Annotated in this window: 14 protein-coding genes; 3 read left to right on the top strand and 11 right to left on the bottom strand. The window is 47.0% G+C overall.

Annotation, left to right across the window (positions count from 1 at the left end; all coding sequences use genetic code 11):
* Window positions 1-244: 244 nt before the first annotated feature.
* The 7 genes from JGK22_RS08280 to JGK22_RS08250 form a co-directional block, all read right to left on the bottom strand.
* On the bottom strand, window positions 245-865 hold the full coding sequence (locus tag JGK22_RS08280; protein WP_293191243.1) for a type II secretion system protein: 621 nt from the start codon (window positions 863-865) through the stop codon (window positions 245-247).
* A 222-nt stretch (window positions 866-1,087) separates the two neighbouring features.
* Entirely contained in the window at window positions 1,088-1,726 is a 639-nt protein-coding gene (locus JGK22_RS08275; protein WP_293181411.1) for a Uma2 family endonuclease, read from the bottom strand.
* Between the two features lie 115 nt (window positions 1,727-1,841).
* Complete coding sequence (locus JGK22_RS08270) at window positions 1,842-2,444, bottom strand: prepilin-type N-terminal cleavage/methylation domain-containing protein (protein WP_293181414.1); 603 nt, start codon at window positions 2,442-2,444, stop codon at window positions 1,842-1,844.
* Between the two features lie 58 nt (window positions 2,445-2,502).
* The gene (gene hpsC / locus JGK22_RS08265; protein ID WP_293181417.1) at window positions 2,503-3,591 is read right to left on the bottom strand and encodes a hormogonium polysaccharide secretion pseudopilin HpsC; all 1,089 of its coding nucleotides are present in this window, start codon (window positions 3,589-3,591) and stop codon (window positions 2,503-2,505) included.
* 64 nt (window positions 3,592-3,655) lie between these two features.
* Window positions 3,656-4,291, bottom strand: a complete 636-nt coding sequence (hpsB, locus tag JGK22_RS08260) for a hormogonium polysaccharide secretion pseudopilin HpsB (protein WP_293181420.1) — start codon at window positions 4,289-4,291, stop codon at window positions 3,656-3,658.
* A gap of 40 nt (window positions 4,292-4,331) precedes the next feature.
* Window positions 4,332-9,512, bottom strand: coding sequence for a hormogonium polysaccharide biosynthesis protein HpsA (gene hpsA, locus JGK22_RS08255; protein ID WP_293181423.1), 5,181 nt, complete (start codon window positions 9,510-9,512; stop codon window positions 4,332-4,334).
* 44 nt (window positions 9,513-9,556) lie between these two features.
* Window positions 9,557-10,774: a transposase gene (locus tag JGK22_RS08250; RefSeq protein ID WP_293181426.1), complete on the bottom strand. Its 1,218-nt coding sequence runs from the start codon at window positions 10,772-10,774 to the stop codon at window positions 9,557-9,559.
* A 438-nt stretch (window positions 10,775-11,212) separates the two neighbouring features.
* On the opposite strand from JGK22_RS08250, the gene JGK22_RS08245 reads away from it, so the two are divergent.
* Window positions 11,213-11,365 carry a hypothetical protein gene (locus tag JGK22_RS08245; protein ID WP_293208634.1) on the top strand — a complete coding sequence of 51 codons (153 nt, stop codon included), beginning with the start codon at window positions 11,213-11,215 and terminating at the stop codon, window positions 11,363-11,365.
* Here JGK22_RS08245 and JGK22_RS08240 read toward each other — a convergent pair.
* A complete protein-coding gene (locus JGK22_RS08240) occupies window positions 11,353-11,532 on the bottom strand; it encodes a hypothetical protein (RefSeq protein ID WP_293181432.1) in 180 nt (59 codons plus the stop codon). The genes JGK22_RS08245 and JGK22_RS08240 overlap by 13 nt on opposite strands.
* 11 nt (window positions 11,533-11,543) lie before the next feature.
* On the opposite strand from JGK22_RS08240, the gene JGK22_RS08235 reads away from it, so the two are divergent.
* Window positions 11,544-12,431 (top strand): sulfotransferase, encoded by an 888-nt coding sequence (locus tag JGK22_RS08235; protein WP_293181435.1) that lies wholly within the window; start codon window positions 11,544-11,546, stop codon window positions 12,429-12,431.
* Window positions 12,432-12,665: 234 nt separating this feature from the next.
* Here JGK22_RS08235 and JGK22_RS08230 read toward each other — a convergent pair whose 3' ends face one another.
* From JGK22_RS08230 to JGK22_RS08220, 3 genes are all read right to left on the bottom strand, one after another.
* Window positions 12,666-13,073, bottom strand: coding sequence for a hypothetical protein (locus JGK22_RS08230; RefSeq protein ID WP_293312668.1), 408 nt, complete (start codon window positions 13,071-13,073; stop codon window positions 12,666-12,668).
* The gene (locus JGK22_RS08225; protein WP_106147397.1) at window positions 13,063-13,278 is read right to left on the bottom strand and encodes a hypothetical protein; all 216 of its coding nucleotides are present in this window, start codon (window positions 13,276-13,278) and stop codon (window positions 13,063-13,065) included. Before JGK22_RS08225 ends, JGK22_RS08230 begins: the two co-directional genes overlap by 11 nt.
* Before the next feature lie 94 nt (window positions 13,279-13,372).
* Window positions 13,373-13,549: a hypothetical protein gene (locus tag JGK22_RS08220; RefSeq protein WP_293193558.1), complete on the bottom strand. Its 177-nt coding sequence runs from the start codon at window positions 13,547-13,549 to the stop codon at window positions 13,373-13,375.
* Window positions 13,550-13,758: 209 nt separating this feature from the next.
* On the opposite strand from JGK22_RS08220, the gene JGK22_RS08215 reads away from it, so the two are divergent.
* The gene (locus tag JGK22_RS08215) at window positions 13,759-14,523 is read left to right on the top strand and encodes a sulfotransferase domain-containing protein (RefSeq protein ID WP_293208623.1); all 765 of its coding nucleotides are present in this window, start codon (window positions 13,759-13,761) and stop codon (window positions 14,521-14,523) included.
* The last annotated feature ends 40 nt before the right edge of the window (window positions 14,524-14,563 follow it).

The following is a 14,563-nucleotide window of genomic DNA, read 5'->3' as shown; positions in this document are numbered from 1 at the left end:
GGACGCTCGCACTGTAAATGCAAAACAAAACTGAGATGCTCCCTTACAATTTTTATGCTTCTTGTGGGATGGGCGTCCCGCCCGTCCAGAAAGGGTTCCCGAGCGTCCCGCCCACCCCACAAACTTCTGTAAATTATTTAATTCACAATCCTTAGAGCGCTGAAGCGCAACTACGTACCTACTGTTTGTGTTGAGCAACCAGAAATATCGGAAGAAACCGGGTTTCAGGGGTTACGACTCGATGTCAATAACAATATCTTCCGTATTTATTGGGTTTTTTTTGTCTTTGGGAGGTGCGTTGATGTCCTATAAGTGTGGAAATAATAACGCATCGATCGCCACTTTGAAGATTAGGATGGGATAGTGTTAGGGTTCCTTTTGCTCCAACACTTGTACAGTCATCATTCCTGTCACTGAGGACGGGGCAACCTTTAAAATTGAACATGGCTCGCCAGACTGTTCCATTTTTTTTTATTTTATTTGTGTTCTCATTGACTTTATCGAAAGTTGTATCATGTTCATTTATCTGAATATCTGGCTCTAAGCTTTTCCATTGGTTGGCTGGTACTTGGGCTGGTGTAATCTCGGCTTTGTGGACTGCTACTTGTAGGTTTTCTCCTACTTGCTTGAAGCTGGATTGCCATGCAATTTTGTCGCGTTTGGCGTTGCTTTGGGCAAGTTCCATTGCCCAATAAGCCCGATCGACTGATACCTTCAAACGCTGGTTGTTGATGAACATGAGCCAAGAGGGGCTGGCGATCGCACAAAATATCCCCAGTATTGCGATAATTATCAATGTCTCAAGCATTGTAAAACCGGCGTTAGGTGCTGTGGATCTGCGTTTGGGGGTTTTATTTGTTGACACGTAAGTACACTCAGTGATTTTTTGTTTAAAAAAAATAGCTGGAAGGCTCTATTTTTGTTGGGAGTATTTTAACTTTGAGCGTGGTTACTGTATAGGTCGCTTAAATAAAATTTACATAAAAAATTAGGTTCTGGTAGGGGCGGTGTGGATGAGGATCGCCCTTTGGGAGAAATTGCAGGTATTGATGCGATCGCCCGCTGTGGATGAGACCGTGCGGGGCTGCTAAATTTGCGATCGTACTAAAGCTCGAAAGGCTTTCATGGCGACGTTTCTGCCGGATGTTTTGCTTTGTTCGATATACTGGGGGATGAGATGGGCGATCGGGAAGCTGGGAAATTGGAGACTGCGATCGCCCTTTACATATTTTCCATCTTGCAATACGCTAATTTCCAGCTTGCGGCCGTTGTAGCGCCACAATTCGGGAACTCCTAATGCTTCGTAGTTGTTGAGCTGAGTGCGGGAGGTGAGGTCAATTTCGATCGCTAAATCGGGAGGTGGATCTGTTGCTAAATCAATGCGGTTTTTGCCTCTGACTGCGGCTTCGTTTTGGATGTAAAAACAGTCGTCAGCTTCTATAGCTTGAGCCATGTTTTCATTTTTAAAGGTAGTAGATCCCAGAGAACAAAATTCGATTTCTAATTCTTCAAGGATAATTTTCACTAAGTCACCAATCAGGACTTTGCCAGTTTCGTGTTCGGGTAGGGGAACCATGATTTCTAAGCTTCCTTTGCTGTAGGAAAGTCGGGATGCGCGACTTTCTCCCAATTCTGTTAGTAGGGTTTCAAACATTTGCCAGGTGATGTCTTTGAGCAATAGTTGATTTCCTGGTGGTACGGTGATTTGCTTGAGTTCTAGCTGCATAGTTTGTATGTTTTAAGGGGGATTTGAAATATCAAATAATTTAAGTTAATATATTATTTTAGCAATTCTGCACTCACGCGGAATCGCTGTTAGAGATTAAAAAATATCTGCGTGGCTACCGACAACCCTGGTTTGTTGTGGTATTAAATGTCCCTTCATCAGTCCTCATTCCTCCTATGATAGTTTGCACGATCGCACACTGCCTTGTACCACCCCCAGATACAGCAACTGTGACATAAAATGGAGTTGTACCTACGGTGAGATTGCCTTGGTAATCAAAAGTGAGCGAGTTTGGAGGTGTTGTAGGAGCAGCAGGTGTATTAACGGTAAGTGCAATGGTGCCGGGTTTAATTTCGCCTTGAGCATTTAACTGCTGGATATTACCATCGATCGTAACTGTTGGCGGGTCAACGGGAGGAGTGCTTGTATTATTATTGAATACAATCGTGACTGGACGCTTAGTTCGTTTTGCTTCACTTTGTGCAGTTCGTAATGATTGGAAAACGCGATCGTTCACAGTGCGGACTCTTTGTCGGTTGATGAAGCCCAGCCAACCCGGAGCTGCGATCGAAGCCAATATACCTAACATAATCACTATTACCAGTAATTCTAAAATGGTGAATCCTGCATCATCCCTGGATGTAGTATTGTTGAAATTATGGCTGTCTTTGGTATCATATTTATGATGCAAAATATTTAATAATATTGGGGTTTTCATTGTACTCTCCTGTTTTATCTGCTAGTGGTGCGATTCGGGAATTAGTTTCAGACATGAGTTATTTTCCTACCCCACCAAGACCTTGCACTTGAACGCTTGCTGTTGGGAAAAATGCCGATTTGCTTTGAGCGTAATCAGCGTCAGTTTGAATGCGGCGGAGGCTGTTGCCTCTGATAGTAACTCTGGCTAAATTTCTAGCAGTATCGACGCAAGCATAGAAGCTATTTACGTTACCCGGAGCGGGTATTCTGAGCGTTGTTTCTAGAATTGGTGTTGGCGTAATCCCTGTTGTGATGCTGGGATTGCCAAGAGCTGTCTGGCATTCTGCTGGGTCAGGTACTGGAAGATTTGCTATACTGTGGTGGACGTAATTAACTAATACCTCTGGGGAACCCCAAGCCTGGTTTAATGTCACATTTTGAGTGGGCTTTGTCAAATCAAAACCTGGGTTAAAGGCTGGACTCCGATCTTGTCCGGGATTTAAATCCGTAAAGTAGCGCTGTAATGGATTTGGATTTATCGAGTTATTATCTCGCACTCCGTCCTGAATTTGATACCGAACAATACGGGTAGGACATGGGGATCCTGATGGCTGACACCAAATAGAGTTAGGATTTGTTTCTCTAATCTCGTAATATGCAACTAATGCTAGAACATAAATATCATTGCACTCACCTGCTTGATTTGGTTTTGCTTCTGGATTACAATTCTTTGGTTGAGCAGTCAATGCAGTATTAACAGGAAGAGAATTCTTGAGCTGCTGTCGCTTCCAGAATACAAGAATAGGGGTTTCATTTGGGGTTTGAGGGGGAATGAAATTTGTCAGGGCAGCGATGCCTGTAGCGGTAGTGGTGGGAGTGCTCACAAGAGTGGGATTATTATCATAAATATAAATAGCTTGACTCAAATCTTGGGCGATGAAATCAACGGCAGCCTGAATGTCCTGCTCGGTGTTTGACTTGACTTGCTCCCTTCTGTCAGTATTGAGCATATCGACTACAAACGCTAGCATCGGCGTGATGATTAAAAATGCGATCACCATTCCGATCAACAGCTCGATTAGGGTCATACCCTTTTCTGTTTCAGGTGGATCGTAGCGGTTTTCTTGGTACTGAGTTTTGAGAAGCAACCTGAGTAAACTTTTCATTTTGACTTCTTCCTTTGCCAAATGACAGGGAACATTTTTAATATTGAAGGATGAACTTTCATTATTACTGACAGCTATTTGCCCCTGGGAGGCGCGAACAAAGTGATCGATATGCAGATGCACCTCCTCGTGTAGTAGGAGGAATTTCTGTTTTCATTACTACCAAAGGCGCTTGAGGATTGCCAAGAGCAGAATTAGCAACGGATTGCTGTTCCTTTGTCATCGTGCCGACAGTGGCATCGGCTCGGTAAACACGAACAGTCAAAGCATAGCCTGTATCTGTGGGGAGAGTAGTTCCTGTATTTGGACGACGAACACCCTGAACAAGAAACTCTTGGCTGCCAGCACAACCAGGCTTGTCATCTAAGTTTACGCAGTACAAAACGTTAAGGTCGGTAGGAGCGGCAGGAGTGGCAGGAGGAACGGCAGGATCTGAAGTAGGAAACCCTGGCGGGCTGGCTGGGATTGAACCGGCTGGTCGGATCGCCCCGGTTCTGAGAGCGTTGATGTAGGCTTTGGCCGCTTGCGTGGCCAGTTCCATCCGTCGCGCTTGTACGCGAGTCGCTACTGAATAAGCCATGACAGGGGCGATCGCAATCATCAACACCGACACTACAATCATCGCTACTAATGACTCGATTATCGTGTAGCCGCCATCTCGTGACTGGGATAAATTTTGCTGTTGTTGTCGCTTAGTCATAAATAGGACTCCAGTAATTGCGCGGCGGAAAGTTAGAGCGTTAAGTGGGGCAGTTTGACGGGCGCAAGGAAGTGAGAACGTTGCTCCCGCCGTTTGCCAGCGTAGAACACATCAAAGTTGTTACCCACTCGTCGTTTCGAGAGACTTCGCGGAAATACTCATCTGGACTCGGCCTTGAGGGAGGAGTAGTGAACTTTTGGGTAAATAAGTCAGGTGGCTGAGATAGCAGACCAACGTCAAAACCCCAGTTCCGAGCCGGAGGGTTAAAGAATGGAACGCGACCTCCAGTGCCAATGCTAGCGTTAGAAGTTCTGTAAAAAGCATCTGGAGCACCGCCATTATAAGCGGCAAACACTGGAGCCGGGGCCGGTGGCACCGGGGCCGGGGCTGCGGGTGGTGGCTGATCGAAAAGACTTCGCAACTGAGTATTTGGATTTATAAATTGCGGAGCTAGCGGATCGATAATCGGACTATAGGGCGCGGTGCTGTACTTACTGCGGTCGAACTGGATAAAAGCACCCTGGATGTTTGTGGCAACTGCGCCGAATCCCCAGTTTTCCAAGAAGCGAGGCAAGTTCTGCAGACCACCGTTAAAGTCACCGGCGACAGGGCCCAGCGTTCGTGAAGGAGTGTCGTTGGAGCCTGCAATCAGATTAAAAGTTGTCCCAGCAGCCTGAGCCGGTGGGAGCCATCCTGTAGCTCCCACGAGAGTTGTCCCTGATGGCTTGGGAGCAATTTGTCGAGCTCCTGCTGGCGTTGCATCTACCATAGTTTGGATTTGCAAGACTGGCATCAGCAGTGGCTGCGAGCCATTATTGGGTACGGGTGGCGCACCGTTGAGCCAGAGTGACGATCCTGTTGCTGCTAGAACTGGTAGCGGTGCACCTGTGCCGTCTATCCGGCTGGGGTTGAAGACATACGGGAAATTCCCTGAACCGTAGGTTACGTTGTTACTGCCAGGCGTTGCCGTCGCAAACCACAGAGAATTAGTAAATGTTGTCCTGGCCGCATTAGGAGTAGCACCTGTAACATCAACAGCAACAACCTGGTTGGTGCCATCCACCCCAAATGGCACTGGAGCAGCCGTGTTTGTCAGAGCAAAAGGCGCAGCAGGGTTTCTTTGAAAAGCAACCCTGCGGGGGAAGCGCTGCAATTGTGGCTGTGGAGGAATAGCTGTTGTTCCCGCAGGATAAGCGGCTTGAGTTACAGCTTGACCAACAGTTGCACGGGTCTGAGCTTGCGGATCGACATACCAGTCGGCATCCCCACAGGCAGCCACCGGCAGTTTTCTACAAACTTCCATTACATACTCTGGGAAATTCCCGCGCCTCTGAACAGGGGTGGCAAAGTTATTGAAGTAAGAGCTGCTAAGAGCGTTTGTAGCCTGTGCAAAATAGCTGAAGTCAACAAGGTCTGTGGGCGTTGCTGGTATGCCGCCAGTATTTGAGAATGCGCCGCTGGAGAGTCCGTTCGTCACAAAGTTGTTACTGTAAAATCCTTGTTGTTTGCGAGGCAATACAGCAGCAGCACCTGCGTTGTTTCTCAGGTCGAAATCTCCTTCGTTGCGGAAGCCAAAACGATAACTTCCAGAGAGTAAGTTCACTGAATCTGCCAGTACGTTGGCGGGACGCCAAGTGTCGCCGACTGTACACCTACCATTTAGTCTGGGGTCGTTTGGGCGACAAGCAAAGTTTGGATTGAGGTTGGCGGCTGCGCGATTGTAAAATGTACCCCAATTAAAAGGAGTAGGAGGAACAGTAGGAGTGCCAAACTCTTCTTGAGTGTGCCTGTTGAAATCTCCTTGAATATAGACAGGCAAATTAGATACTAAAGTCAGTCCTTTTTCCCTAACCACGTTGTTCACAGTGGGAGGGAGACCTGGAATCCTAGCTAGCTGATCGCCGTTAACCAGCAGAATTCCGTTTGGCTTGCGAGTTGGGTCGAGTCGGGAGTCCGTCGGGCTAACTGTGGCACTCCTTCCTTCATCTATGCCTGCGGTACTGGGTATGCGGGCACTACGATCGGGCAGAGCGTCATCTCGGCTGGCATATATAATCCCGCTGTATGGCAGTAAAGTCTCTCCCGCAATTGAGTTGCTCCGCAATTGATTGAGGTCTATTTGAGTGGCGCGAATTTCTAAAGGTTGCCGTTCTTCTAAGGGCTGGTTGTAGTCCCCCGTTAGATTTGCCGGTTGTGCTGTTCCTATGGTTGTCAGAGGACTGCTCAGCGTAAAGGCTTCGTTAACGTTGGGGGTAGTCCAGTCATCACGATCGATCGCCTTGATTTCTCTAGCATTCAAAAAGGCTACTTCTTTGATAGCTCCGTGAGGAATAATAGGATTCAATCCGAGGGGATTTTGTAAAATCTCTAAGGCGCACATCGTAGAGTCGATCGCCGATTTGTCAGCCAACTTGCGATCGGCCGGTGCTTTCATCAGTGCATTTCTCAAAGGCTCGTTGGCAAACCGACCGTCAGGAAAAACGTAATTGGCTTGTTTTTGTAGTAAATCAGTGGTGCTAGCACCGCCTAACAAGCCGTCTGCTCCCGGAAGTATTTGTGGATCTTGCGTGCGATCTGTTGTCGGTGGCCCGTAGACTAATCCATTATTAGAGCCAACTTGATTTCCGGGAGTCCCTAACGTCAGATCGCCACTGAAATCCTGCCCTAGTGTAGTTATATTTCTTGCTGTGGAAGCGGTGCTGGGGTCGTAATAGCTGCTGACACAGGCAAATGGCCGAACGGCATTGAGATTTATTGGTTTTACAGTTGGATCGTAACCACCGTTTTGCGCGTAGTGATAAACGGCTGTCGCCCGCATCCGCAAATCGCCCTTGGCATACTGAGGAGTAGTCGGGTCGATGGTGGGAGTAACAGTAGCAGGCAGTCCTGTGGGCGGTAGCCCTCCTGGCGGGATAGCCGTTCCAGTGGCTGGGGCTGTTGCTACCAGGGGAACCCAATTGGCAGCATTATAAGCGCCACCAGCACTATTGTTATAAACTTGAGACCCCAGTCCGAGCGGCGACATCGGCATTGTATCGGGCCAAACAACCGGATACGTCTCAGGAGCGGGAGTAGTTGGGTCATTGTAAGCATCTGCTGCGCGATTTCCCAATAACTCACCAGTTAAAGGATTGATCCAAGTAGGGGGTGGCAGAAAAGAATTGGTGCGCTCGTAAACCCCTGCACTGGTAATTACCCGAAGACCGCCAATGCCATCCAAGGGATTTTGAGGTATTTCGGCTGCTGCTCCTTCCCAGAAACCGCTGCGGTCTGTGGCTCCTACGTCAGCCAGCTTTGTCACCTGAGGCGATCTGGTGCGGATATCGCCTGCTGGAGCCGTTGGATTCCACCTGCTACCTAAGATTGTTTCTGGCGTACTGATAAATTGGTTTTGAGTGTTGTCCCATCTGATGGCTGGTAGGTTATTGCCTGCGACCACACGATCGCCCAGCAATAATTCTTCAGGAGGCGGTGAGCCATCTGGTTTTGGTATTGTTGTTGCTAGCTGATCTGCTAGGGGTGTGAGACCGGTTGTAGCATCCGGTATCATCCATGCGTTGTTTACAGGTCGCAGAGTATCATTGGTTCCTGTAATGGGCAACGTGTTTGGTGGTGTTGGACTCCAAGGTAGACCGAAGTTGCCCGTTGCGCTCTGCGTAGCTCCTACTCCTATAGGTCCTACTTCTGCAAATGGGACTTTGCGGAGCATCTTTTTAAAATATTCTTGCAGCGCTTGTTCTCGGGTTTGGGTGGTCGGTTTCCGCTGCACTGAAAATGGGTCGGTAGGCTGGACATCGGGGTCAGGCAAGCCAGTCGCGGGTAAGGGTGGTCCCATCTGTGCTGCTACTAGCAAACCGAGGCGAGCAGCATAGGCTTGGTTGTTGTACAGTGCCTGCATACTGTCATTGCCAACGGATTCAGCAGCCGGACCAGTATTTTGAATTGTTGTAGCGGCAGCCAGCATGGGAGCTTGTCTATTGCCTGCTGGGAATTTTCGGAACAGATGCACGCCCACGGCATTCCTTCGTCCGTTATCGCCCGACCAGCCATTGATTACGTTGCCTGCAACAACAACTTTGCTATTTTCTTGTTCGTAAAAACAAGAATCTTCGCTGCTGACTTGATATAGTTGTACGGTATTTGGGATATTTAACCCTGTTACCAACAAATTACTATTTGTGAAGATCCGTCCGTTTAAATTCAACGGAGGCCCGGGTGATATATCCAAGTCGTCTTCATATACAACCGCGTTGTTGCCTAGGGGAATGCGACTTTGGTCTTGCTGGTATTCAAGAGCCGATATGCTGGTAGTTCCTGTAAAAGCTTGAGAATTGGGTGGCAACCCGCCCGCTGCGATATCTTGCTGTGTTATTGGTACGTTTACCGTGTAAACAAAGAAACTTTTTTTAAGTTTGCCATCTATTTTATACCAGCCCGAGTCTCCTACCAAACTAGCGACAGTACCTCCACCCTGCAAGCAGTTAGGACTGAGACCTTTCACCGACATCGGTGGCGTTCTGGCATCGAGTGGCTTTCTCCCCCTTGCGAAATTACCAACATTTGCGCCAGTAGATAGGCGTGGAGGATTTCTAAAAAATATTCCATATAGGGTAAAAGTGTCAAATGTGCCGTCGTTGTTAGTATCGACGGGATATCTCCAAGCTGTATTTATGGCTTCACTTTCTTGTGTTGTACCGTTGACCGTTTCAAGCGGTGGTTTTTTTGCATCGGTGGCATTAGTCAGAGTCGCACCATTGTTGACTGGAAACTTAATTATTAAACGCTCTTCGTCCCCAAAGCTATAATTATCAGGAGCTGCTCCTATATTCGCGCTCGCCATCCTCAGGTACATTTCTGCATCGGAGGGAGTAGCTGTCGGTCTTTGGGGGTCTTCGTACAGCATGAATTGAATTTTCGCTTTCGCCCGATCGAGCGCGGGAGTTGCGGCCGCCAGCACCTGCTGGTTCACCCGCACGTTGCGAGCCATATTCGCCCGATCGAACGATCGCAGGACGATCGCCACAGTCAACAAAATCACTACCAGCAACACCATCGTCACCGTCGGCAGCACAAACCCCGCCACCGGCAACTTTGCCCTGCGGCCCATAGCCATAAGGGCTTGCAGCATTGCTCTCATCAGCCGCTTCGCCCCGGATCTGGTAACACCAGCAATCCGCCGCAGCAGAGATACGATAACTTTGGATAATTTGCTCTTAAACATTGACGCCTTCCTGAATAATTTCAGAGATGTTGACACTCCCGGGCCTAAAGGCGTGGGGATTCTTGCTTCGCAGGGATTCCAATGAATTTACCCTCGGCAAGCATCTTAACCCTGTGCCCCACGGCTGCAAGTCCCCTAATTAGAACTACTTGTGCGGCTGCTACATCTCTGTCATTTGTATAGCCGCAATGCTGACACGAGTGAACTCGTTCCGACAACTCTTTTTTTCCTGTCTCACTGAAGCAGTTAGGGCAAATTTGGCTAGTTTTTTTAGCATCTACTTTTTGGAAATACACACCACGTTTAAAGCAAGTGTGTTCCAATATATTAAAGAATTGCCCAAACCCAGCATCTAAACAGTGCTTGCCCAACATCGCCCTAGACAGTCCGATTAAATTAAGGTCTTCGACAAACACCATCCCCGCGTCATTGCAGATTTGATGTGACAATTTGCGATGCCAATCTTTTCGGCAGTTTGCCACATATTCATGCAGCAAAGCGACCTTTTTCTGAGCTTTCTTCCAATTATTTGAGCCGATCTTTTTTCTACTGACGCGCTGTTGCAGCAATTTAAGCTTGCATTCTGCGTCACTAAAAAACTTCATTCTCTTGACCAAAAGCCCTCCAGAAGTTGCAATAAAATTAGTCAACCCCACATCAATTCCTATGGGGTTGCCGTGAGGAATAACATCGGGAATCGAGACATCCCATTGCAACGTCAACATTATATACCAGCCGCTAGACCGCCTAACTACGCAAGCTTGTTTGACGATTGCGCCACCAGGAATAGGGCGCGACTGCCAAAATTTTATGCAGCCGATTACAGGCAATTTAAAAAAGCGGTTGCCTCGATCAAAATTTACACCCAACTGTGGGAAGTTAAAAGACCTCAAAGCTCCCTTTTTTTTAAATCGAGGAAACCCGTGGTTTTGCTCCCACATACTGACAAAAGCTTTTTCCAGTTTACGCAGCGTTTGTTGCAGTACGGCTGCGTTAACTCGCTGCAATGGGAGGCTGGTTTTTCTGTATACTGTTAAAGCTTTGCACTGACTTGAATATGTCGGTCTAGGCGTGTCAGCAGGAATTATGTACTCGGAGCGCAGGGAGCAAGAGTTTATTTGACATTTGCGTGAGTTGTACCAGTCTTTGCGCTCTCTCAGCGCATAGTTGTACACTTTGCGACACTGTTCTAACCAGTCTTCAAAGACTGCTACTTGTGTCGGTGTGGGCTTTAACTTAAATTCAAACGTCAAATTAAACACTTGCTTCACCTCCTTGACTAAATATAGATCAACTCTACAAATCGTCAAAAAATTCCTTATAACCAATTAAAGCCGCCCGCTTATGGGCGTGGCTTTAACCCCGAAAATTTGGTAGTTACTGCTGGACAGTACGATCCTAAATTTATCATTCCCACTTTCGACAACTTTCATATCAACCCCTTGTACAAATTCACATAACGTGTTATCTGGCTAACAAATAAAATTTCCAAACCCACAAGCAAGCTCACCGCCGATATATTTTTCCCGATAAATTTACCCCGCAAGGATTTCGGATCGGGAACTCCACTCTAGTCTAGTTCGATCGAGATGTCAGTGCCCAGCGGCCTCTTCACTCGTCGATTTTAGATTTTAGATTGAGGAATCAGTGATGACGATCGCGGTTTGGGGCTGGCAAAGCATCAAAGACAGGACACGGCAATGGCGTTTCCCTACCCAAAAACGGCTATAAAAGTGCGATCGAATTTTAGTTGTGCGATCGCCCGCAGGCACCGCCCCGCCTCCTCCAACCCCAAGGCGCGATCGAATGTCCGCGATGTCCAAAAGTACGCGCGGCAAGGCTATCCCGAATAGCGATCGCCCGCCAACAGCGATCGAAGGGCGATCGTACTCATCAAAGGAAGGTAAGATTCGGTATTTGGAGTTATACCACTTGCATATAAACTTAAACTAGAGTTGAAGTTTTCGCAGATTGCCACTAAAATTAAATAACCAACAACCACATAAATTATAACAGCCACTAATTTTAAATATGGACTTTAAAATCAAACATGAAGAAGACTTGAAAAAAGTTCCCACAATCGAAGAAGCCCTTAAAACATTTTCTGTCAGGTGGCCGAACATTAAAAGTAATTCCGATTCCAGTCCAGTATTTATATTTTCTGCTGGTTGGAGGTCAGGGTCAACTCTTTTGCAAAGGTTAGTGATGTCATCGGGTTCTATCATCGTATGGGGTGAACCCTACGGTCGCTCAGGACTAATCGACCATTTATCTAGCCCGCTCAAATCAATTACTGATACCTATCCTGCTGCTGAATGGTTCATTGATGAAGTTTTAAGCGATCGGGCTCCACTGTCTGACTTGGCTGGTGAATGGATTGCCAACCTTTATCCAGACATAAATTACTTACTTGAATCTCATATTGCCTTCTTGGTAAATCATTTTGAAAAACCCGCAAAGGCAAGGGGAATTGTGCGGTGGGGACTAAAAGAAGTGAGGTTGACTATCGATCACGCTATTTACTTAAAATGGCTGTTTCCCAAGGCAAAATTCTTATTTTTGTATAGAAATCCTTATAATGCTTATGCTTCTTTTCAGGGTTTTTACTGGTACAAAAAATGGCCGAACGAGCCTGTATACACACCAGAGCAGTTTGGATTGCACTGGACTAATTTACTTCAAGGATACATTGCAGACAGTCATAAAGTAAATGGAATGCTAATAAAATATGAAGAGTTATGCAATGAAAACTTTAATTTTACTGAGTTAGAAAGTTATTTAGAACTCAAGCTCAATAAAACGACAATCGAAAAAGTCATATACAGTACAAAACGTCAGGCAGCGCCCGAAGAATTGAGATTATTAAATAGTGTGGTAAATCCTTTAGCTAGAGAGCTTGGTTATGAGCTGGTGGAGTGAAAAATCGCATAAAATTGTCACTGAAAACATAATTTCGATCCGCCCAATCAGAGATGAGTCCAATTGTGCGATCGAGACATTGAAAACATAATTTCGATCGCCCAATCAGAGATTAGCCCAATTGTGCGATCGAGACTTCGACTGGGACTAAATTTTACGCCATATCCGCAGGGAAACGGTACGGCGCCGTGTCCTCCTCCAACCTATCCCATAGGGAATCCCCGCCCACAAATATCAAGCAGCAGCCGCAGCATTTGCTTGCAGGGGCTCAATTTCCTCCGGCGCAGCGTGACGGCGCGGGTCCTTAAAACTGCCCGCAGCCAGCCAATTAGGATTTTGCGCCGCCTCGCAACCAATGACGTAAAGCGAAGATTCGTTAAAAGCAGCCCAGAGAGCATCGCAAGCCTGTTTATCCATCAGCGAATCACTAATCGGGCGATCGTGAATCACAGCAAACAAATCAAACTCGTTGCGTTTTGGATTCCACTGGTATTGCAAACTAGGAGCATAACCCATTTCGATCAATTGTGCGATCGCGCGATCGGGCGTACATCCATCCAAGTGCACCCGATTCAGATAGATAGACACTTGAACGTACTCATCTTTCGGAGGTAGCAGTCGGTAATTCGAGTTAGTCATCATTATTGGTCTCCGTGCAGTAGTAATAAGAGTGGCCTGCAATATCGGGGCGTTTTTCAGCCTTCATTTGTTGCTGAGCACATCGACGCTTAGCGTAAAGGTCTTTTTCAATTTCAGTCTCGCCCGGGGCATAAAAAGGACGGTGAGGAAGCAGTTCGGCTTCTAAATCTTCCCAAGATTTCTCAGGGTTGTCTGAATCTCTCAACATTTGTCCCTCGCGGTTGGTTCGAGGATGCCGTTTATTCGATATAGTCGATCGGTCATCAGTCTGTTTCCTCAGTTTTGGTGGCCGTCTTGATGCGCTAGGGTTCAGACTCTGGCGAGGTTGCTTGTATCTCTAGCCATTGCTTCATCAGCAAACCAACGACTTCACTCATCGGTTTTTCTTGAGCCGTACAAGCTAGTTTGAATTGCAACTTTAGCTTTTTGTCTACGTAAACGCTCAGTTCAGCCATGTCAGGTGGAATTTTTTTAGCCATATCTCTCAAACGCGCATATCTGCATTCTCGCATCTGGCGATCGAGAAAGAGTTACTACGTATTGCGCGCAATCTCGTTAAACGCAATAATAGCACGATCAGCTAAAAAACCACAACCGCGCGGAGTTAGACGATTCAAATACAGGACACGGCAGTGCCGTTTCCCTACTAAAAACCGTTATATTGATCCACAGATATCATCACCAATCCATGAAACAACCCTCCAAACCCCCCGATTTCATCATCATCGGCGTCCAAAAAGGCGGCACAACATCCCTGTACAACTACCTGATCCAACATCCCCAAATCGCCCCCGCCGCCCAAAAAGAAATCCATTATTTCGACCTCAACTTCGACAAAACCCCCGACTGGTATTATTCCCAATTTCCCCAAGCACAAAGCGGCGAACAACTGCTAACCGGAGAAGCCAGCCCCTACTATATTTTTCATCCCCGAGTCGCGCAGCGCATCCACGATTTATGTCCGAAAGTTAAAATCATCGCCCTACTGAGAAACCCAGTAGAGCGGGCAATTTCCCACTATCATTACTACATAAAAATTGGATACGAATCGCTATCTCTCGAAAGTGCGATCGCCCACGAACCCGAAAGACTCAAAGGCGAAATCGAAAAAATCCTAGCGAGTCCAACCTACGAAAGTTACAACCACCGCCACTACACATATCTGGGCCGCGGCATTTACGCCGACCAACTTCCAGCCTGGATGCAGCTATTTCCCAAATCACAACTTTTAATCCTCAAAAGCGAAGATTTGTATGTTAATCCTTGCGGCACATACAACAGCGTGTTAGAGTTTCTAGGCTCGCCGCCGCACGAATTAGAAACCTACGAAAAGTACAATTCCAACCAATATCCGCCGGTCAGCGAGACAGTATACGAGCAATTGAGGGCATATTATCGATCGCCCAATCAGAGATTAACTCAATTGTGCGATCGAGACTTCGGTTGGGACTAAAAGGTACGTAGTTGCGCTTGAGCGCTCTTTGAGAGATGTA

Source organism: Microcoleus sp. PH2017_08_TRC_O_A (assembly GCF_020738665.1).
Lineage (GTDB): Bacteria > Cyanobacteriota > Cyanobacteriia > Cyanobacteriales > Microcoleaceae > Microcoleus.
The sequence above is the reverse complement of the archived record's forward strand: the minus strand, read 5'-3'. Positions and strand labels throughout refer to the sequence as shown.

Excerpts from the sequence above, each read along its gene's own strand:
- JGK22_RS08275 (WP_293181411.1), bottom strand. The coding sequence starts at position 1,726 with ATGCAGCTAGAACTCAAGCAAATCACCGTACCACCAGGAAATCAACTA.
- JGK22_RS08270 (WP_293181414.1), bottom strand. The coding sequence starts at position 2,444 with ATGAAAACCCCAATATTATTAAATATTTTGCATCATAAATATGATACC.
- hpsC (WP_293181417.1), bottom strand. The coding sequence starts at position 3,591 with ATGAAAAGTTTACTCAGGTTGCTTCTCAAAACTCAGTACCAAGAAAAC.
- hpsB (WP_293181420.1), bottom strand. The coding sequence starts at position 4,291 with ATGACTAAGCGACAACAACAGCAAAATTTATCCCAGTCACGAGATGGC.
- hpsA (WP_293181423.1), bottom strand. The coding sequence starts at position 9,512 with ATGTTTAAGAGCAAATTATCCAAAGTTATCGTATCTCTGCTGCGGCGG.
- JGK22_RS08245 (WP_293208634.1), top strand. The coding sequence starts at position 11,213 with ATGGCGTTTCCCTACCCAAAAACGGCTATAAAAGTGCGATCGAATTTT.
- JGK22_RS08235 (WP_293181435.1), top strand. The coding sequence starts at position 11,544 with ATGGACTTTAAAATCAAACATGAAGAAGACTTGAAAAAAGTTCCCACA.
- JGK22_RS08230 (WP_293312668.1), bottom strand. The coding sequence starts at position 13,073 with ATGATGACTAACTCGAATTACCGACTGCTACCTCCGAAAGATGAGTAC.
- JGK22_RS08225 (WP_106147397.1), bottom strand. The coding sequence starts at position 13,278 with ATGTTGAGAGATTCAGACAACCCTGAGAAATCTTGGGAAGATTTAGAA.
- JGK22_RS08220 (WP_293193558.1), bottom strand. The coding sequence starts at position 13,549 with ATGGCTAAAAAAATTCCACCTGACATGGCTGAACTGAGCGTTTACGTA.
- JGK22_RS08215 (WP_293208623.1), top strand. The coding sequence starts at position 13,759 with ATGAAACAACCCTCCAAACCCCCCGATTTCATCATCATCGGCGTCCAA.